At 67.4% G+C, this 19,932-nt stretch carries 11 protein-coding genes; 3 read left to right on the top strand and 8 right to left on the bottom strand.

Translation table 11 applies throughout. The features are described from left to right. The first annotated feature begins 82 nt into the window (after positions 1–82). On the top strand, positions 83–4,087 hold the full coding sequence (locus tag NED98_RS11670; protein WP_265313124.1) for a non-ribosomal peptide synthetase: 4,005 nt from the start codon (positions 83–85) through the stop codon (positions 4,085–4,087). A gap of 117 nt (positions 4,088–4,204) precedes the next feature. Here the strand turns inward: NED98_RS11670 and NED98_RS11665 are convergent, their stop codons facing one another. The 8 genes from NED98_RS11665 to NED98_RS11630 all read right to left on the bottom strand — a co-directional run bounded on the left by NED98_RS11665 (position 4,205) and on the right by NED98_RS11630 (position 17,001). Further along, positions 4,205–5,977 carry a DEAD/DEAH box helicase gene (locus tag NED98_RS11665; RefSeq protein ID WP_265268658.1) on the bottom strand — a complete coding sequence of 591 codons (1,773 nt, stop codon included), beginning with the start codon at positions 5,975–5,977 and terminating at the stop codon, positions 4,205–4,207. Between the two features lie 356 nt (positions 5,978–6,333). Then, a complete protein-coding gene (locus NED98_RS11660; RefSeq protein WP_265313123.1) occupies positions 6,334–8,502 on the bottom strand; it encodes a TonB-dependent receptor in 2,169 nt (722 codons plus the stop codon). Positions 8,503–8,854: 352 nt separating this feature from the next. Continuing rightward, entirely contained in the window at positions 8,855–9,463 is a 609-nt protein-coding gene (locus tag NED98_RS11655) for a TetR/AcrR family transcriptional regulator (RefSeq protein WP_179513577.1), read from the bottom strand. Between the two features lie 81 nt (positions 9,464–9,544). Then, complete coding sequence (locus NED98_RS11650; RefSeq protein WP_265313122.1) at positions 9,545–10,804, bottom strand: erythromycin esterase family protein; 1,260 nt, start codon at positions 10,802–10,804, stop codon at positions 9,545–9,547. Further along, positions 10,801–12,396 carry a serine hydrolase domain-containing protein gene (locus NED98_RS11645; protein WP_265313121.1) on the bottom strand — a complete coding sequence of 532 codons (1,596 nt, stop codon included), beginning with the start codon at positions 12,394–12,396 and terminating at the stop codon, positions 10,801–10,803. The genes NED98_RS11650 and NED98_RS11645 overlap by 4 nt, the downstream gene beginning before the upstream one ends. Next, positions 12,384–13,400, bottom strand: coding sequence for an N-acetyltransferase DgcN family protein (locus tag NED98_RS11640; RefSeq protein ID WP_265313120.1), 1,017 nt, complete (start codon positions 13,398–13,400; stop codon positions 12,384–12,386). Before NED98_RS11640 ends, NED98_RS11645 begins: the two co-directional genes overlap by 13 nt. Then, complete coding sequence (locus NED98_RS11635; RefSeq protein ID WP_265313119.1) at positions 13,397–14,872, bottom strand: amidohydrolase family protein; 1,476 nt, start codon at positions 14,870–14,872, stop codon at positions 13,397–13,399. Before NED98_RS11635 ends, NED98_RS11640 begins: the two co-directional genes overlap by 4 nt. A 2-nt stretch (positions 14,873–14,874) precedes the next feature. Continuing rightward, on the bottom strand, positions 14,875–17,001 hold the full coding sequence (locus NED98_RS11630) for a TonB-dependent siderophore receptor (protein WP_265313118.1): 2,127 nt from the start codon (positions 16,999–17,001) through the stop codon (positions 14,875–14,877). A 166-nt stretch (positions 17,002–17,167) separates the two neighbouring features. On the opposite strand from NED98_RS11630, the gene NED98_RS11625 reads away from it, so the two are divergent. Further along, a complete protein-coding gene (locus NED98_RS11625) occupies positions 17,168–18,088 on the top strand; it encodes a MurR/RpiR family transcriptional regulator (RefSeq protein WP_265313117.1) in 921 nt (306 codons plus the stop codon). 151 nt (positions 18,089–18,239) lie between these two features. After that, complete coding sequence (locus NED98_RS11620; RefSeq protein WP_265313116.1) at positions 18,240–19,799, top strand: M28 family metallopeptidase; 1,560 nt, start codon at positions 18,240–18,242, stop codon at positions 19,797–19,799. Positions 19,800–19,932 lie beyond the last annotated feature (133 nt).

Genomic DNA, 19,932 nt, shown 5'->3' with positions numbered 1-19,932 from the left:
GCGGGAATGACGAACGAAAGGCATTTTCACCCGATCGTTACGTCGCCGTTGACGCGCGCCATCTTGTCGATAGGGCGCGGCGATGGCGTTTGAAGATCCCACACGTTCGCTCGCCGCGACATCCGATGAGACACTGGGGCCGCTGCTCCACGATTTCCTGCGCGCTGCGGTCGCGCATCATGCCGACCGGCCGGCGCTGGATATTCCGCCGGGGCGCAACCGTCCCGCGCGCCAGCAGCTGAGCTATGCCGAGCTCGACGCCGCCTCCGATCGGCTCGCGCAGCATCTCGCGGGGCTGGTGCAGGGCGAGGAGATCGTCGCGATCCACCTGCCGCGCACCTCGTCGGCGCTGTACGTCGCGCAGCTCGCCGCGCTGAAGGCCGGCGCCGCCTTCACCTGCCTCGACGCATCTTTCCCCGACGAGCGGATGCGCGAGATCGTCGAGGACGCGAGCGCGGTCGCGGTGTTGACCGACCAGCCGGGCATCGCGCGGCTCGCGCCGGTGTGCGGCGACATGACGCGGTTGCTCGATGTGCCCGCGTTGCTCGCCGAGGCGCCCGCAGCGAACGCGTTGCCGCAGGATATCGCCGCCGATCGGCTGGCGTATGTCATCTACACCTCGGGCACCACCGGGCGCCCCAAGGGGGTGATGATCGAGCATCGCAACATCGCCAATCTCGTCGCCTCGGATCTGGGGGAGTTCGCGCTGGGGCCGGGCGATCGCGTCGTGCAGGGATCGTCCTCGGCCTATGATTCCTCGATCGAGGAAACCTGGCTCGCCTTCGCCGCGGGCGCGACATTGCTGGTGATGGACGATGATGCGGCGCGGCTCGGCCCCGATATCATCGGCTGGCTGCGCGACGAGAAGGCGACGGTCTTCTGCCCGCCGCCGACCTTGCTGCGCAGCAGCGGGTGCAGCAATCCCGCCGCCGCGCTGCCCGATCTCAAATTGCTCTATGTCGGCGGCGAGGCGCTGCCGCGCGATATCGCCGATCTGTGGTCCGAAGGGCGGCGGCTGGTCAACGGCTACGGCCCGACCGAATGTGCGGTGACCTGTCTGCGCGGCGATATCGTCGCGGGCGGCCCGATCACGATCGGCTGGCCGGTGCCGGGGATGACCGGCTTCGTGCTCGACGACGATCTCGCGGTACTGCCCGACGGGCAGCAGGGCGAGTTGTGCATCAGTGGGGCGGGGGTCGCGCGGGGCTACCGCAACCGGCCCGAGCTGACGCTCGAGAAGTTCGTCGATCATCCGCGGCTCGGGCGGCTCTATCGCACCGGCGATCTCGTCCACCGCGAGGAAGACGGGAGTTTCTTCTACCACGGCCGGATCGACGCGCAGGTCAAGATCCGCGGCTATCGCGTCGAGCTCGGCGAGATCGAGACGCGGCTTGCCAGCCTGCCCGGCGTCCGCGCGGCGGGGTGCCGGTTGCAGGATCATCGCGGCACGGCGGAGCTGGTCGCGTTCGTCGTCGCCGAGGATCCGGCGACGCCGCCCGACGGCGATGCGCTCCGCGCGCAGCTCGCCACGACCTTGCCGCGCTATATGGTGCCGACGCGGATCGGGGTGATCGACGAATTGCCGGTCAGCGTCGGCGGCAAGCTTAACCGCGCCGCGCTGCCGATGCTCGAACTCGCGGCTGTGGTGGTCGATCGCCACAATGTCCCGGCCGAGACCGAGATGGAGCAACTGCTCGCCGTTGGCGTCGCGGATATCCTCAAGCGGCCGGCGGCCGTATCGGTCGAGGACGATTTCTTCGAGGACCTCGGCGGCGACTCGCTCAGCGCCGCCTTGCTCGTCACTTTGCTGCGCGAAGACCCGCGCACCGACTGGATCACCGTCAGCGATATCTATGACGCGCGCACCGTCCGCGCGCTGGCGCTGCTCGCCGATCGCGCGGTACCGGAGGACGACGCCGGCGAGGTGCTCGTGCGCGAGGGGCAGGTGCGCCCGGTGCTCGCCAATGTCGTCCAGCTAAGCTGGCTCACCGGCGAGTTGCTGATCGGATCGTGGGTGACGTGGATCGCGGCGTTCCGCTTGCTCCCGCCGGTGTTCGGGCGGCTCGGGCTCGTCTCGTTCATCCTGCTCTCCCCGCTGATCGCGATCGCCGCGGCGGCGGTTTACGTGCCGGTGTCGATCGCCTTTGCGGTGGCGGTGAAGCGTGTCGTGATCGGCCGCTATCGCGCGATCCGCGCCCCGGTGTGGAGCAATTATTATCTCCGCCACTGGGTGGTGTTCCAGGCGGTGCGGCTGATTCCGTGGCCGCTGCTGCAAGGCACGGTGTTCCAGCAGATCGCGTTGCGTGCGCTCGGCGCGCGGATTGGGCGCGGGGTGCATCTCCATCGCGGGGTCGATCTCAGGCGCGGCGGCTGGGATCTGCTCGAGATCGGCGATTATGCCGCGATCGGGCAGGATGCGCGCGTCGGGCTGGTCGAGCTCGACCGCGGCGATATCGTCGTCGCCCCGATCACGCTCGAAGCCGGCGCGACGATGCGCGTACGCTCGGGCGTCGAGGGCAATTGCCGCGTTGGCGCAGGGAGTGTGCTGACCGCGCTTTCGGTGCTCAACGCCGGCAAGTCGATCCCGCCGGGCGAATTGTGGGACGGGGTGCCCGCCGGACCCGTCGGCCCCGCGCCCGCCGCGCCGCCGGTGCCGCCACGCCAGCTTTCCCCGCTGGCGCACGGCGTATCGCTGATGCTCGCCGAGGGCGCCGCCGCCTTCGTCGCGGCGCTCCCTGCCGAGCTGCTGACGATCGCCACCTGCCTCGCCGCCGGGATCGGCTTCGAGGAGGTGTGGCGCTGGATCTATCACCCGACGTTCGACTCACGCGTCGCGGTGGCGGTGCTCGGGCTGACGGTGCTCAGCATCCCGCTGACCCTGATCTGGACCGCGCTCATGTCGCGGATGATGGGCCGCGTCCGCGCGGGGACGATCGGGCTGAGGAGCCCGGCCTATATCCGCGTCTGGGTCAAGACCGGCCTCCTGATCCGCGCCGGCGAATGGCTCAGCGGCACCTTGTTCTGGTCGATGTGGCTGCGGCTGGCGGGGATGCGCGTCGGGCGCAAATGCGAGATCAGCACGATCATCGACGTCACCCCCGAGCTGTGCGAGATCGGCGCCGAGACCTTCTTCGCCGATGGCATCTATCTCGGCGGCGGCGAGGCGCGCAACGGCAGCATCGCGCTCGCGCCGATCCGGCTCGGGCGCAACACCTTCCTCGGCAATCACGCGGTGATCCCGGCGGGCGAACATCTCCCCGACAATATCCTGATCGGCATCGCCACCGTCGCGGATTCGCGCGAGATCGTCACCGGCCAGTCGCGTTTCGGCCATCCGAGCTTCGATCTGCCGCGCCGCGAGGTGATCGAGGTCGATCGCAGCCTGACCCACGATCCCTCGGCGATCCGCTACATCAACCGGATGTTCTGGGAGGTGCTGCGCTTCACCCTGCCGATCGTCCCGCTGCTGCTGACCGCCGTCTGGTATGCGATGCTGGTCCACGCGCAGGATATGGTGGCCTCGCCTCTGGTTTATCTCCTGTTGGTGGTCCCGGCGGCGACGCTCGTCCCGCTGGTGGCCTTGTGCTTCACCGTGCTGGCGCTCAAATGGCTGCTGATCGGGCGGGTGAAGCCGGGGCAGCATGCCTTGTGGTCATGCTGGTGCAGCCGTTGGGACTTCGTCTACGTCGCCTGGGCCAAGCTCGCCAACCTCGTGCTGCAAGGGCTGGAGGGGACGTTCATCCTGCCGATCTACCTCCGCCTGATGGGGCTGACGATCGGCAAGCGCGCGGTGCTCGGGCCGCAATTCGCGCAGGTCGTCGATCCCGACATGATCCATATCGGCGACGGCGCGACGGTCAGCGCGATGTTCCAGGCACATACCTTCGAGGATCGCGTGCTCAAGACCGACAAGGTGTTCATCGGCAAGGGCGCGACCGTATCGGGGGCGACCGTGCCGCTCTACGGCGCGGTGATCGGCGACCACACGCATGTCGGGCCGCATAGCGTGATCATGAAGCACGAGCATCTGCTGCCGGGGCTGCGCTTTCAGGGTGTGCCGACCAAGGTGTACGGGCGCGAGGGGTAAGATCGCCCCCCCCCCCCCCGTTCGCCCTGAGCTTGTCGAAGGGCTGCCCTTCTTCCTCGGAAGAAAGACAGGGCTTCGACAGGCTCAGCCCGAACGGGGAGAGCGCGGGGCGCTATTTCAATGCGCCCGGCGATCCTTGCCGCCGCCATGTCCGCCGCCGTGGCGCGGCGGGAATTTCTTCCCCGGCTTGCCGCCGCGCGGCCCGTCATGACGCGGCCCGCTCTCCCCCGTCCGGCGTGGCTTGTGGACCTTGCCGTGCGCGCCCGGCTGCGGCGCGCCGGGCGCCGGCTCGATGCGGATGCCGCTTTCGTCCTCGGCGCCCTCGCGCGCGGTGCGTTGCAGCGCCGAGCGGAACTTCGCCTCGATCGCGCGGCGCACCTCGAAATGCGTCTCATTGGCGAGGATGCGGATCGCGCCGACATCCGCGCGGGTGATATGCCCGCGGCGGCACAGCAGCGGCAGGATCCAGCGCGGATCGGCATTCTGCCGCCGCCCGATATCCATGCGGAACCACGCGGTGTCCTCGAAGCCGGGGCGATGCTGTTTCTCGCCCGCCTCGCCGCGGCGGTTTTCCGCCGAGGAAAGGTCGATCAGCTCCTCGGGCTGCGGCATCGTCTGGCTGTGCGCGCGGACCAAAGCCAGCGCGATATTCTCCGGCGTCTGCTCGGCGAGCAGCCGCTGGGCGAGCTGGGTTTCCTCCTCGGTCGCCTCGACCGGCTCGGCGAGCTTTGCCAGCAGCCGATTGCGATCCTGTTCGCGGATCGACGCCGCGCTCGGGGCGGGCATCCACTCCGCCTCGATGCGGGCGGAGCGCAGGATGCCCTCGACCCGGCGCCGCCGCGAGAAGGGAACGATCAGCACCGCGGTGCCCTTGCGCCCGGCGCGGCCGGTGCGCCCTGAGCGGTGCTGGAGCACCTCGGCGTCGCGCGGCACCTCGACATGGATGACGAGGCTCAGGCTGGCGACGTCGATCCCGCGCGCCGCGACGTCGGTCGCGACGCATACCCGCGCACGGCCGTCGCGCAGCGCCTGCAGCGCGTGGTTGCGTTCGTTCTGGCTATGCTCGCCCGACAGCGCCACCGCGGCGAACCCGCGTTCGACCAGCGACGCGTGGAGGTGGCGGACATTGTCGCGCGTCGCGCAGAACAGCATCGCCGTCTCCGCCTCGTGGAAGCGCAGCAGGTTGATGACGGCATTCTCGATATCCGATGGGGACACCGCAACCGCCTGATAGGAAATGTCGCCATGCCCCTGACGCTCGTCGAGCGTCGAGATGCGCAGCGCATCGCGCTGATAGCGCTTCGCCAGCGCGACGATCGGGCGCGGCATCGTCGCGGAGAACAGCAGGGTGCGGCGGTTGTCGGGGGTCGCGTCGAGGATTTCCTCGAGATCCTCGCGGAACCCCATGTCGAGCATCTCGTCGGCCTCGTCGAGCACCGCGCAGCGCAGTGCCGAGAGATCGAGCGCGCCGCGTTCGAGGTGATCGCGCAACCGCCCCGGAGTCCCGACGACGATATGCGTGCCGTGCGACAGGTTACGCCGCTCGCGCGCCGAATCCATCCCGCCGACGCAGGTCGCGATCCGCGCGCGCGCCGGGGCATAGAGCCATTCGAGCTCGCGGCTGACCTGCATCGCCAGTTCGCGGGTCGGCGCGATGATCAGCGCCAGCGGCGCGCCGGGGGTGGAGAGGTTGCCGTCGGCGTCGAGCAATTGTTGCGCCATCGCAAGGCCGAACGCGACGGTCTTGCCCGAGCCGGTCTGCGCCGAAACGAGCAGGTCGCGCGCCTCGGCGTCGCTTTCGATCACCGCCGCCTGCACCGGCGTAGGTTGAGTGTAGCCGCGGCCGACGAGCGCGTCGGCAATAGATTGCGGAAGTTGCGAAAAGGGCATGTTTCTCCGTCGGGTGCGCAGGCTCGTCGGCGATTGTTCGCGCGACCTTTTGCGTGCTTGAGCTGAGCGTGCAGCAGCCCGTCAGCAAAAGGCCAGGCACGTCCGTTGCGCGCCCCTTAGCCGAAATGATCCCCGCGCGCCATGCCAATCGCGCGAGGGGTGTCAGCGACGCGAATGGCGCCGCATCTCGTGGAGATTTACGTGTCATCCCAACCCCGTTCGCCCTGAGCTTGTCGAAGGGCTGTCCTTCTTCCTTGGAAGAAAAGTGCAGGGCTTCGACAAGCTCAGCCCGAACGGGGTTGGGGGTCCTTCAATCGGTGCCGGGCGTGGTTTTCGTCCGCCCGGCACCTGCCGGATCAGAACCCGACGCTCAGCTGCACGCCATAGCTGCGCGGCTCGCCGAACATCGCGCCGGGCAGCCCGGTGTTGAAATAAGCGGCGTAATATTTCTCGTCGGTCAGGTTCTTGGCATAGACCGCCAGCTCCCACTTGCCGAAGCCGACCGGGATGTCGGACAACGTGAGCCGCGCGTTGAGCAGCCCGTAATCGCCGACGATATAACGCGGATCGTTCGACGACGTGTATTTCTTGCTCTGCATATAATATTGCACGTTGGCCGAGAAAGTGCCGATCGACGTCTTGGGGAAATAATATTCCGCGCTTGCACTCAGCGTGTTCTTCGGTGCCTCGACGAAGAAGTAATTCTTCGTGACATCGGCGCCGGTCTGCGACACGATCTTCAGATATTTCGCGTCGAGATAGGCGTAATTGAGAGACACCGACAGATTGCTCGACGGCTTCATCGTCAGATCGAATTCGGCGCCCTTGATCCGCGCCTTGCCGGCGTTGAGGATATCGGTGATCGCGGGGTTGGTCGGGTCGCTCTGCACGTTGACCTGGATGTCGCGATAGTTCGACTGGAACACCGCGAGATTGGCGCGCAAATGGTTGTTGAGCCAGCTCGACTTGATGCCCGCCTCATAGGAATCGAGCGATTCCGGGCCGAAACCCTGCTCGAAGCGCGCGATCGTGCTGGCGCGCAGATTATAGCCGCCGGCCTTATAGCCCTTGGCATATTTGAGGTAGAGGTTGACGTCGCGATTGACGTTATACCCCAGTACCACCGTCGGGCTGACGTTGGAGAAACTGTTGTCGCCCGCACCCGGCGCCAGCGGGATCGACGCCCCGGCCGCCGGGACGACGGTCTGCGCCAGCGTCGCCTGGCGCTGATCGTGCGACCAGCGCAGTCCCCCGGTCAGATACAGGCCGGTGAGGAAGGTCGGGCGCCACGTCGCCTGGGCATAGACCGCATAAGCGGTGTTGTGGACGGTCGCGGTGCGCGCCAGCGACGGGCGGCCCGCCGGCACCGTCGTGTCGAAGCTGTGCGCTTTCTCGTCGAACCAGTAACCGCCCAGCACATATTCGAGCTGGTGATCGGCGGTCGATCCGATCAGTTGGAGCTCCTCGCTCCACTGGTGCTGATGCTGGTCGAAATTGGTGATGAACAGCGGGAAGGGGCCGACCGCGCCGGTGAGGTAATTCTGGTCGGTGCGGTTATCGAGCTGGCGATAGCCGGTCAGCGACTTGAGCGTGATATCGTCGCTGACCTGCCAGCTCGCGGTCAGGCTATGGCCCTGCACCAGCACGCGATTGGGCCGCAGGTTGCGGACCGCGGGCGAGCCCTGCGTCGGACGGTCGATCACCGACGGATAGAATGCCGGCACATAAGCGATATAGGCCGGGGTATCGCGGGTCAGCGAGCGATCGTAGCTGTAGCGCAGCTCGACCGTGTCGACCGGCTTCCATTCCACCGCCGCGCGATAGGCATCACGCAGCTGATCGCCGAACCGTGCCTCTCCGGTGCCGGCGTTCCGGACGAAGCCGTCCTTCTGGCTGTGGAGATAGGCGAGCTGCACCGCGAGCTTGTCGCCGATCGGCACGTTGAGGTTGGTGCGCGTGGTGAAGGCGTTGTAATTGCCGTAATCGATCGTCTGCTTGCCCGAGAAGACGCCGAGCTCGGGGGCCTTGGTGATATAATTGATCGCGCCGCCGGTGGCGTTGCGGCCGTAGAGCGAGCCCTGCGGGCCGCGCAGCACCTCGATCCGCTCGACTTCGGCGATATCGGAGGTCAGCCCCTGGCCGCGCGCGATATAGATGCCGTCGAGATAGACCGCGACGCTGGGATCGACGGTGATCTGATCGTCATTGTTGCCGACGCCGCGGATGAACACGCGCGCGGTGGTCGCGCTGTTCGGGTGCGGGGTGACCTGCAGGCTGGGGACGACCGAGCGCAGATCGGTGATGTCGGCGATGCCGAGCTTGTTGATGTCGGCGCCGGTCACCGCCATGATCGAGATCGGGGTCTTCTGCAGCGGCTCGGCGCGCTTCTGCGCGGTGACGACTACCTCGCTCAGCCCGCCCGACGTGTCGGCGGCCGGCGCGGCGGCGGTCTGGGCCATCGCCGAAGCGGCGCAACCGGAAAGAAGCAGGGCAATCGCCCGGATCGAAATGTCTGCGGCCTTCATCTGCAAACCCCTCCCCAATCATCTGGGCTAGTTAAGCCTCAGAGATCACATGAAATATTCCTGCGCGTTCGCTGTTGCGGCGCGCTCAACCCTGTTGCCGATGGACCGATGCCGCGCTCCGTCCCGGAGCAAGGCGACGGGTGTCATCGCGACTCGCTATCTACCTTCAAGTAGGTAAAACTCAAGCGTGATCGGCGGTTTTTCGCGCAAACCGGTGTGGAACTGCCGGATTTGCCTTCATTTGCGTAGTTTTGGGCGGGCGCTGTGATGGTGCGCAATACACGCCGCCGTCGTGCGGCGGCGCGTCATACGTGTGAACTTCGTGAACTTTGGCGGTGTGCGGGGGCGGCGCTCAGGCGAGAACCGCGGCGCAGCAGGTGCGGTGGAGCAGCGCGCGAAACTCGCGCAGCATATCGGGATCGGAGGGGGAATAGGCGCGGGCGTCGCCGAGCTGGCGGCCGTTGCAGACGTAGAACAAGGTCGCCGCCGAGACGCCGTTGATCACCAGCATCGTGTTGATCGGGCGGAAGCAACCGGCGCGCACGCCTTCCTCGATGACGGCATCCATATCGCTGAGCGCGAGCTCGGAAAAGCGCACCGGATTGCCGTGGCGCGGGGTGACGTCGGCGACCAGCCGCTGCAGGATGCGCGCGGCGGTCGGGCGCTGGACGATATAATCGAGCCACGCGTCGAGCAGCGCCAGCAGCCGTTCGAGCGGGCCTTGCGCTTGCTTGAGCGCCAGCCGGCTCGCGGCGTGCATCTTCTCGAACAGATCGGATTCTACCGCGTCGTAGAGATCCTGCTTGCTCGGAAAATGATAGACGATCGACGGCCGGCGGATCCCCACCACCTGCGCCACATCCTCCATCCGCGCGGCTTCATAGCCGACATCGGCGAAGACCTGTTCGGCGGCGGCCAGGATGGCCTTGCGCGTGGCCTCTCCACGCGGGTGTTTGGACATCGTCAATTCGGCATCCCCCACGGCGCGGCTCGAGGCGATGTTCTAGAGCCAGTCGCGAACCGGCGACAAGGGGCGTGGCGGTCAGCGCGCGGGGCTGAGTCGTCCGAGGAAGATCAGCGCGTCGAACGCGATGCCCGGTTTCACCAGCAGTTCGTCGGTGAAATTGGTCCGCACGCTGCGCTCCCGGGCAAGCCAGCCGTCGTGTCGCACGGGGCGCAGATCGAGGAGGAAGCGGTCGCGCCACGTGCGGGCGAGCGCCGTATCGAGATCGGTGTCGGGACCGGCCGGCGAAACGATCGGCACGATCAGCAGCCGCGCGCCGAGCGCTGCCTTCAGATGCACTCCCATCGCCGCGGGGGCGCGACGATAGACCGACCAGCTTCCCCCGCGCGTTGCCGCGTTCATGATATGCCCGTCGTGCGCGAACAGCAGCAGGCGGCCGTTGGGGGCTTCGCGCCGGCTGGCCCATAACGCATTCTCCGCCATCGCCGCGTCGCGCGCGATATCGGCCTTGTAATCGTCCGGCGAGAGTTCGTCGTCCGCCGTTGGCGGCCGCGATACGCGAAACAACCGTTCGAGCTGTCGTGCGCCGACCGCATTGCGCCGCGCCCACGCCCAATCCGCATCGTCCGTGCGATGGCGATCGAGGGAGCCGATCAAGGCGGCGATCGCGCGGCGCAGCCGGCTGCGCTCGGCCGCCGTCATCGCGGCATAGCCCGGCGCACTGAACCGGTCGAGGAAGGGGGCGAGCGCCTTCCGCACCGGCCGCGACCGATCGGGCATGACGCGCGCGAGATAGGCGATGCTCGCGCGCAGCGTGACCGCGGCGTTGCGCCACGCGCCGCTCTTGTCGCCGCCGCTCAGGTCGATGCCGTAGAGGTGGAGCTTCCGCGTATGCGCCGGATCGGCATTATAGCCGCGCATCCATTCGAGCAGCGCGACATTCTCGGCGTACCGTCCGAACCCCCAGGAGAAATTGTCGCGCGCGAGCTGGCGTGCATCGCCGCTGTCGCCCGCGACATAATCGTCGAGCGCCCGCGACTCGCTGACCCCGGTTTCGAGGGCGATCGCTGTGAAGCCGTGATGTTCGACGAGATAGCGGAACAGGCAATTGCGCAGCGCGAGCGGCTCCTGCGCACCGTGCGCCGGCTCGCCGAGCGCGACCAGGTCGACGTTGCCGACGATCGTGCCGACCTTTTCCCACTGCTTGCTATCGGGCGGGCAGGGGGGCAGCGCGACCGCATGCTGCGCGGCCCAGGTGGTGAAATGCGCGGCGGGCTGCGCGGCGGCGGCGAGCGGCGCGAGCAGCGCGGCCGCGCTCCACCGCAGCCAGCGCTTCACGGCAGATCGATGCGATAGAGCGGGACGCCCGACATCGTCAGCCGCTGCGCCTGCCCGTCGATGACCGTGTCGAACGCCAGCCGCTCGGGGGCGAACGCGGGTTCGGCGAAGCGGAAATGCGTCTCGTCGATTGCCGCCAGCGGGGTGGGGGGCGCATTGGTGTCCGCGTAGGATATCATAAGTTGCCCTTGCTGGACGAAGACGCGGACGCCGGGGCCTTCCTCGCCGTGCGTCGCGTACCGGCCGACGAATGCCCGATAGCCGGCCGGCGCGGCGGCGGGGGCGGGACTTCCTTCGCGTGCATAGTCCGACGCTCCTTCCGACACCCCGGTGATAACGCCCCCGGCATCGCGCCGGAACTGGAAGGTGCGCGGCCCATGGGGGGTGAGATACGCGCCCCACAAATCGTTCGCGAGCCGGGTCAGCGGCTGGTCGCCAGCGCGCAGCCCGCCGTCGTTCGTCGCCGCAAAGGTGAGCGCCGCCCCGTCGCGCGCGACGAAGCGCCCGGCGAACGAGGATGTCGCGGCAGGCGGCGTCGTTTTGGGGAGCGTCGGCGTGTCGCGCGACAGCCGCGCGACGATCCGCCCGAGCAATGCCCCGTCGAGCGGGCCGTTGGAGAGGAACACCAAAGCGAAATTCTCGGTCGGGTGCATCTCGAGATAGGATTGGAAACCCGCGATCCCGCCGCTGTGCGAGAGCACCCGGCCGTCGTGCGCAATGTTCATGCCATAGCCATAGCCATCGAGCACCGGGGTCGCGAACCGCTCGAACGCCCTGGCCGAGACCAGCCGCCCATTGGGCAGCGCGCCGCGATTGAGCAGCATCCGCGCATAACGGCTCATATCCGCGGCGGTGGAGGTGATCGCGCCGTCTGCGGCGAGATAGCTGAACCACGGCGCCGCGACGAGCCGTCCGTCGACCTGGCGGGTATAGCTGACCGGCAGCGTCGCGCGCAGCCGGTCGTCGATCTGCGGCGTGGTTTCCGTCATGCCCAGCCGATCGAGCGTGCGGTGCTGGAGGATCAGCGGGAAGGGCAGCTTGTCGATCCGCTCGGCGGCATAGCCGAGCAATTGATAGCCCGAATTGGAATACCAGAAATGCGCGCCGGGCGCGTAGCCCGGCTCGATCCCGTTGAGCGCGGCGATCAGGAACCGCATCGACGCGACGTTGGTGATGTAATTGGGCAGCCCGGCGGTGTGGGTCAGCAGCGCGTGGCCGGTGATCGCCGGATAGGGCGAGCGCGGGTGGAAATCGGGCAGATAGCGCGCGATCGGCGCGGCGGGATCGAACCGGCCCTCGTCGGCCATCTGCATCAGCGTCAGCGCGGTGAAGGATTTGGAGATCGAGCCGATCGCGAAATGCGTCTCCGCGGTCACCGCGCGCTTGGCGGCGATATCGGCATAGCCGTGCGTCGCGACGAGCAGCACCTGCTCGCGATCGGTGACCGCGACGACCAGCCCGGCCTCGCCCGGTGCCGCCTCGATCATCGCGCGGATATCGCGCAACGCCGCTTCGCGCGGGGTTTCGGCGTTCGCGGCGGGCGCCAGCGAGAGCAGGAGGAGCGCGGCGAGCGCGCGGGTCAATCGATGCATGAATCTACCAGCGCGTCGAGCGCCGCTCCCTGTCGCATTGGATCGGCCACCGGCATGCCCCAGCGATCGGTGCATTCGGCGATCACTTTCGCCGCTGCCTCGGCGGAAAGCCCGGCGGTATTGAGCGATACCCCGCCGCAGCGCGCATCCGGATTGGTGAGCCGTGCGAGCCGGAGCGTGAGGTCCACCGCCTCGCCGATTGCGGGCAGCGGGTAATCGGGCAGCCCGACGATCCGCCTGCGGCCATAAGCGTGGCACAGCACGATGACGTCGGGCTGCGATCCGTGGAGCAGCCCGAGCGAGACGCCGGCATAGGAAGGGTGGAAGATCGATCCCTGGCCCTCGATCACGTCCCAATGATCGGGCGCGGCATCGGGGCTGAGCAGTTCCGCCGCGCCCGCGACGAAATCGGCGATCACCGAATCGATCGGGATGCCGGCGCCCGCGATCATGATCCCGGTCTGCCCGGTGGCGCGGAAATCGGCGGCGAGCCCACGCGCGCGGAACGCCTCGGCGAGCGCCAGCGCGGTGTATTTCTTGCCGAGCGCGCAATCGGTGCCGACGGTCAGCAGGCGTTTGCCGCTGCGTTTGCGCCCGGTCGCGACCGGCAGGTCGGCGGGGGGCGTGCGGACGTCGATCAATTGCCGGCCGAGTGCTTCGGCGCGCGCCCTGACCTGTGGATTGTCGGCGAGCCGGTGATGTGCACCGCTGACGATATCGAGCCCCGCCTCGAGCGCCTCGATCAGACACGCGGTCCAGCTTGCCGGGATCGCCCCGCCGATCGACGCCGCCGACAGCAGCATCGCGCGCGCGCCGGCGGCATGCGCCTCGCGCGGCGTCATCGCCGGCAGCCCCAGCGTCGCGCCCGCGCCGGGGCATTTATATTCGGCGACGCATTGCCCCGGCGCCCAGTCGCGCAGCCCGAGCCCGGTCTTCAGGAAGGTCGTGTCGTCGGCGTCGCCCAGGAACAGGAGGTACGGCCGCGGCAGATCGAGCGGGGTCATCGGCGCATCCCCGAATAGACCGGGCGGCCGGGCCGCACATCGGGCACCAGTTCGCCGCGATCGACCACCAATATGCCGTTGACCATTACGTACTGAAATCCTTCCGAATATTGCGCGGCATCGCCATAGACCGCGCGCGCGCCGACGGTGCGCGGGTCGAACAGCACGACATCGGCGTCCGCGCCGGCCTGCAACCGCCCCTTGCGCCGCATCGCGGGGACGAAGGATTGCAACCGCTCGGCCGGCATCAGCGCCATCTTGCGGATCGCGTCGCTCAACGAGAGCGTCTTGGCCTCGCGGACATAATGGCCGAGCATCCGCGCGAAGGTGCCGGCGGAGCGCGGGTGGCCGTTGGGTCCGTCGATATTGCCGCCGTCGCTCGCCACCAGCACCAGCGGGTCCTTGAGCAAGGCCTCGATCGTCGCCTCGCTGTTCATGTGCATGATCACGCCGTCGTCGCCGGTGCCGCTGCGCAGCGCGTCGAATTCCGCCTGGGTCAGCCTTTTGCCCGTGACGCGCGATTGCAGGTCGCCGACCTTCACCCCCCAGCGCTTCTCCCAGCCGGGATCGAAGATCACGCTGCGGATCACATCGACCGAGCCGTCCCACGGATAGGTTTCGGTCGAGACGTCGACGCCGTGCGACCGCGCATCATGCATCAGCCGCACCATCAGCGGCGCGTCGGACATCGCCATGCTGTTGATGTGAACGATATGGACGCAGGCGCCGGTGATCGCCGCATTGGCGATATTCTCCTGCACCGCCTCCAGCGTGCTCCCCGGCTCGACGAGGCTGCCGTAGCGGATGTGGGTGAAGACGCAGCTATGCGCCTTGCCCGCGACGCGGGTGACGTCGAGCATCTCGCGCCGCGTGATCCCGGGCGAATATTGCGTCCCGCTGCCGACCCCGATCGCGCCCTGCCGCAAGCCTTCTTCGAGCAGAGGCGTCAGCCGCGCATAAGCCGCATCGGGAATCATCTGCGAGATTTCCGGCGCGCTGAACATCGCGTCCGGGTCCTTGAGCGCGGCAAGCCCCGCCGCGCCCCCGCCTTTCTGGAGGAAATAGCGGATCGCGGTATGCCCGACGCTGGTGCCGTAATTGATCAGCGCCTGTCCCTGCCGCGCGGCGTACCAGCGATCGACCGGATAGGTGCCGAGTTCCAGCTCCAGTCGCGTCGTGACCCCGTCCTTTGCCTGATAGCGCGCGGTCTCGAAATTGCCGGCGTGCGAGTGGAGGTCGATGAACCCCGGCGCGGCGACCAGCCCGCGCGCGTCGATCGTCCTCTTGCCCTGCAGCTTGGCGGCGGTGACGGCGGTGATCCTATCGCCGTCGATCGCGATGTTGCGGATCGCGTCGAGCCCGCTCGCCGGATCGATCGCGCGCGCGCCGAGATAGACCACATCGTGGACCTTCGCCCCGACCGGCGCCGCCAGCAGCGCGAGCGCCGCGGTCGCGGCGAACAATCCGCGCATCGTCAAAAGGTCCGCCGCAGCGAGAGGGTGAAGCTGCGCGGCTCGCCGACCACGTTGCCATAGAACAGGGTCTGGTAATTGTTGATGTAATAATGCTTGTCGAAGATGTTCTTGAGGTTGAGCTGCAACCGCCACTTGCCGAGATTGTACCCGGCCGAAGCGTCGACCAAGGTGTAGGACGGCAGATCGCGGGTCGAGCCGTCGAACGAGGTCTTCACCGCATCGACGAAGCGCACGCCCGCGCCGAGGAACAGCCCGAAGTTGAAGTCATAGCTGGTATAGAGGCTGGCGGTGGTACGGGGGAGATAGGTCTCGGCCTTGCCGATCACCGTCGGATCGTCGTCCTTCCTGATCTTGGCGTCGAGCAGGGTGAAGCCGGCGTTGACCTGCCACGATCCGGTGATGCGGCCGATCGCCTCCAGCTCCAGCCCGCGATGCCGCGTCTCGCCGAGCGCGCGGTAGCGGTCGGTGCCGTCGGGGCCGATCTCGTCGAACAGCGCCTGATTGGCCTGGGTGATGTCGAACAAGGCGGCGGTGAGCAGCAGCCGGCGGTCGGGCGAGACATATTTGGCGCCCAGCTCATACTGACGCCCGGTGAGCGGTTGCAGGATGCGTCCGGCGACGTCGATCCTGAGCTGCGGCTGGAAGGATTCGCTGTACGATCCGTAGAGGTTGACCCCGGTGACCGGCTCCACCGTCAGCGCGGCGCGATAGCTCATCTTGCTGTTGCCGCTGAAATCCTGCCACGGGCTGTCGAGCCGCGTGCTGTTGTCGGGCTTCGACCACGAAAGCCCGCCGAGCACGGTCGCCCACGGGGTCACCTTGAGCACCGCCTGGCCCGACAGCGTGAGATATTTCAGCCGCTGCCCGTAATTGTAGATCGGGCCGGGGAAGGCCGCGCTGGCGATTGTCGCCTCGATAGCCTTCACCCCGTCGAAGATATTCGCCGTGCCGGTATCGCTGCCGTCGATCTGCGGCGTGCTGCCCACCGCGGTGAGCGAGGTTTCGTGGTAGATCGCCGAGGCGGAGAGGAAGCTGTCGGCCATCCCCACGCCGTCGAGCTTGAGGATCGACGAGGCGCCGATGCTGAAATCGCGCTTGTCGTTCTTGAGGAGATTCTGGATCGAATAGGAAAAGTCGCCGTTGGGCATCAGATCGAAGCCATAGGCGGCGGGGCCGTGGGTATTGGCGTCCTGGAAATTGGTCTTGAGGCTCACCGACCAGGCCGACGAGACCTTCCAGTCGAGCCCCGCGCTGACGCGCTTGACCGTGGTGGTCAGCACGAAATCGCGCGCGCCGATGAAGAACGAGCGGTCGACCGGGGCGGGGGTGCCGTCGGGCAGCGTCGGGATGCCGTCGAACGCGGTGCGGCGATAGCGTTCGTAAGCCGCGTGGATATAGCCGGTCAGCCCGCTCGCGATATCGGCATCGACCCCGCCATAGAGCACGGTCTTGCGCGAGCGGACGTCGGTCATGAAGCTATTGGCTTCCTCATGCGCGGCGACCCCGATCGCGCGGATCGAGCCCGAGCTGTTGAGCGCGCCCGCAACCTGCCCCTCCAGCCGCCAGCGGCCCCACGATCCGCCGAGCGCCTCGACATAGCTTGGCGTATTGGCGCGCGCGGCCTTGGTCACGAGGTTGATCAGCCCGCCGGGGCTCGCCGCGCCATAGACCACCGAGGACGGGCCCTTGACGATCTCCATCCGGTCGATCGTCGCATAATCGGGGTCGAAATCGAGCGAACCGACCGTCAGCCCGTCGACCGCGCTGCCGGCGGTGAAGCCGCGCAGCTTGACGATGCTGCCGAACCCTTCCTGATTGCCCGCGAACAAGGCGCCGGGCGAATATTGCGCAATTTCGCCTAAGGACTTGAGGTCCGCAGCCTTGAGGAAATCCTGGCTGACGAGGCTGATCGACTGCGGCACCTCCTCGATCGGCAGCGGCAGGCCGGTGGTGCCGCTGGTATCCTCGCTGAGATAACGATAGCCCGAAACGACGATATCGCCGCCGGTGTCGGCGGGCGCCGCCGCGGCACCCTGCGTTTGCGTCTGCGCCAGCGCGGGCGAGGCGAGCGCCACCAATGCGCTCGCCGCCAATAGCCCGCCGATCCTTTGCCGAGAAACCTTCATCACCGCGCCTCCCCATCCGGCAGCATGTTCGAAATTCGCGCGCCGATCCCTGCGGCGTCGTGGCGTGTGATAGAGCGGTAGTGAAATATTTCTGTCAATTGATAGTTTTGTTGGACAACTAACATCTGAGGAGATAGCCAGATCGCGGCGAAACGGGAGGAGCGCGATGGACAAAGGCGAAATCGACGGCGCGGATTCGCAGGCGATCCCCAACGTCCCGTTGCTGCGGCGGCTACAGGCCGGGCTCGACGATTATACCAGCGCCGAGCGGGCGATCGCGCAGCATATCCTGGCGCATTATGCGACGCTCGCATTCGAAACGGCGGTGTCGCTGGCCGATCGCGTGGGGGTGAGCGAGATCACCGTCGGCCGCTTCGCGCGCCGACTGGGCTACCGCAATTTCAAGGCGTTGAAGCATGATCTGAAGGACAGCGCGACCGATGCTTTGCCGTGGCTGATCGGGGACGATCTGGTCGAATTCGTCGAATCCGCCGATCGCGCGCCCGATGCCAGCTTCCAGCGCGAGATGGCGTCGTTGATGGCGGTCTATCGCCTGACCGAGACCGATAATTGGGCCGAGTGCGTCCGGCTGCTCGCGCAATCGCGCACGGTGCAGATCGCGGGGTTCCAGACCGAGCGCGGGATCGCGATGCTGCTCGCCAACCATTTGCAATTCATGCGCGACGGGGTGCGGCTGGTCGATCTGACCGCGGGCAATTACGCCGATGTGTTCGCCAGCGACGAGGCCGATTCATGCCTCGTGGTGATCGATATCCGGCGCTATTCGCGACAATCCTATCTGATCGCCGAACAGGCCAGCCAGCGCGGTATCCCGCTGATCATGCTGACCGATATCTTCTGCGATTGGGCACCGCGCTTCACCCCCAACGTCGTCGCGGTGCCGACCCAGACCGGGATGTTCTGGAGTTCGCCGGTGGCGCTGGTCTGCGCGGTCAATCTGTTGGTCAATGCGGTGATCCGCCAAATCGGACCGCGGGTCGAACAGCGGCTCGAACAGCTGACGCGGCTGCATCAGACCTTCACCGGGTTCGCGGGCCACCAGCCGCCGCGGGCACGACGCGAGTGACGATGCCGGGAAGTTAGTTTTGCCGTCCAAAGCAACATGGACAGAAAAATCCCACCTCCTTACCCGTCGTTTGAAACAAGGCCGGGAGCGGGTGTTGGCGACAGACAGAAATGGTTCGCGCGATCGGGAAGGTTCGGGGCGGAGAAATGCCGTGCTGGCCGCGCTGGCGCTGCTGCTGCCCGGCGCCGCGCCGGCGCCCGACCGCGCGCAGCAATGGATGGCGGATGTCGGAGAGATCGCCAGCGATGCCAATGAGGGGCGCGAGACGGGATCGCGCGGCCATTTGCGCGCTGCGCTTTACGTCGAGCAGCGCTTTCGCGCGATCGGGCTGGCGCCGGCCGGCGAGAAGGGCGGTTTCCGCCAGCAGGTCACGTTCGAACAGCAAATTATCGATCATGCCGCGTCGACCGCCGCGCTGATCGGCCCGGATGGCAAGGCTGCGCCGCTCGCGCTCGGCGCGGACATGCTGATCTCGGCCGACGGCGGGCCGCGCCCGGCGACTGTCGACGCGCCTTTGGTCTTCGCCGGCTATGGCCTGCATCTCCCCGAGCGCGGGCATGACGATTTCGCCGGGCTCGACATCAAGGGCAAGATCGTCGTGACGATCGCGGGCGGCCCGGCCAGCCTGCTCGGCCCCGACAAGGCGAGCAACCGCGCCGAGCGCGCCAAATTCCTCGCGCGCGCCGGGGCGGTCGGGCTGATCACGCTCACCCCGCCGGCGCAGATCGAGATCCCGTGGGAGCGGCAGAAGCTGCTCGCCGGGCAGCCCGGCATGTATCTCGCCGATCCCGCGCTGCGCGAGGTGCCCGCCGGGTTCCTCGTCGCACGGGTCGATGCCGCGACGAGCGAGCGGCTGCTCGCCGGCTCGGGGCATAATTTCGCCGATCTCGCCGCCGCCTCGGATGCGTCGCGCCCGATCCCGGCCTTCGCGCTGCCGCAACGCCTGCGCGCGAGCATCGTCACCCGGCATCGCCAGTTGGTCTCGCCCAATCTGGTCGCGAAGATCGTCGGGAGCGATCCGGCGCTGGCGCGCGAGCATGTCGTCATATCGGCGCATCTCGATCATGTCGGGATCGGCCCCGCGATCGGCGGCGACCGCATCTACAACGGCGCGATCGACGACGGCTCGGGGGTCGCCACGGTGCTCGATATCGCGCAGCAGATCGCCAAAGGGCCGCGGCCCAAGCGGTCGATCCTGTTCGTCATCGTCACCGCGGAGGAGGCGGGGCTGCTCGGATCGAGCTATTTCGCCAAGCGGCCGAGCGTTGCCGGCACGATCGTCGCCGATATCAATTTCGACGTCCTGCTCCCGCTCTGGCCGCTAACCAGCGTCCAGGCGCAGGGCGACCGCGAGAGCACGCTCGGCGACATCGCGCGCGCGACCGCCGCGCGGCACGGGCTGGAGATCGTCCCCGATCCCTTGCCCAACCGCAACAGCTTCACCCGCACCGACCAGTACAGCTTCGTCCGCGCGGGAATCCCGGCGCTGGCGTTCAAATTCGGCTTCACCCCCGGCAGCGAGGCGTTCCGCATCGAGCATGACTGGCGCGCGACGCGCTATCATTCGCCGAGCGACGATATCCACCAGCCCGGGCTGCGCCCCGCCGAAGCGATCCGGCTCGATGATTTCGCTGCGGATGTGGCGCGATCGATTGCCGATGATCCGCAGCACCCGCAGTGGCTGGAGACCAGTCTTTTCCGATCACGCTAGGGTCCAGACCCATAAGCGGCAACGGCCTCGACGGAGCGGATTTTGGCGTCAGGCAAGGAGCAAGGAGGGAGCGATGCATTATGCATCGTGACCGACGCGCGACGCCGCATGGCGTCAAAAGACGCCCGCCGCG

The sequence above is a fragment of the Sphingomonas lycopersici genome (assembly GCF_026130605.1).
Taxonomy (GTDB): domain Bacteria; phylum Pseudomonadota; class Alphaproteobacteria; order Sphingomonadales; family Sphingomonadaceae; genus Sphingomonas; species Sphingomonas lycopersici.
Note: the sequence above shows the minus strand (reverse complement) of the source record. Positions and strands in the feature narration are given on the sequence as shown.

Bases quoted from the DNA above. Each gene is read 5' to 3' on its own strand.
- NED98_RS11655 (WP_179513577.1), bottom strand. From the start codon at position 9,463: ATGTCCAAACACCCGCGTGGAGAGGCCACGCGCAAGGCCATCCTGGCC.
- NED98_RS11640 (WP_265313120.1), bottom strand. From the start codon at position 13,400: ATGACCCCGCTCGATCTGCCGCGGCCGTACCTCCTGTTCCTGGGCGAC.
- NED98_RS11635 (WP_265313119.1), bottom strand. From the start codon at position 14,872: ATGCGCGGATTGTTCGCCGCGACCGCGGCGCTCGCGCTGCTGGCGGCG.
- NED98_RS11670 (WP_265313124.1), top strand. From the start codon at position 83: ATGGCGTTTGAAGATCCCACACGTTCGCTCGCCGCGACATCCGATGAG.
- NED98_RS11665 (WP_265268658.1), bottom strand. From the start codon at position 5,977: ATGCCCTTTTCGCAACTTCCGCAATCTATTGCCGACGCGCTCGTCGGC.
- NED98_RS11630 (WP_265313118.1), bottom strand. From the start codon at position 17,001: ATGAAGGTTTCTCGGCAAAGGATCGGCGGGCTATTGGCGGCGAGCGCA.
- NED98_RS11645 (WP_265313121.1), bottom strand. From the start codon at position 12,396: ATGCATCGATTGACCCGCGCGCTCGCCGCGCTCCTCCTGCTCTCGCTG.
- NED98_RS11660 (WP_265313123.1), bottom strand. From the start codon at position 8,502: ATGAAGGCCGCAGACATTTCGATCCGGGCGATTGCCCTGCTTCTTTCC.
- NED98_RS11625 (WP_265313117.1), top strand. From the start codon at position 17,168: ATGGACAAAGGCGAAATCGACGGCGCGGATTCGCAGGCGATCCCCAAC.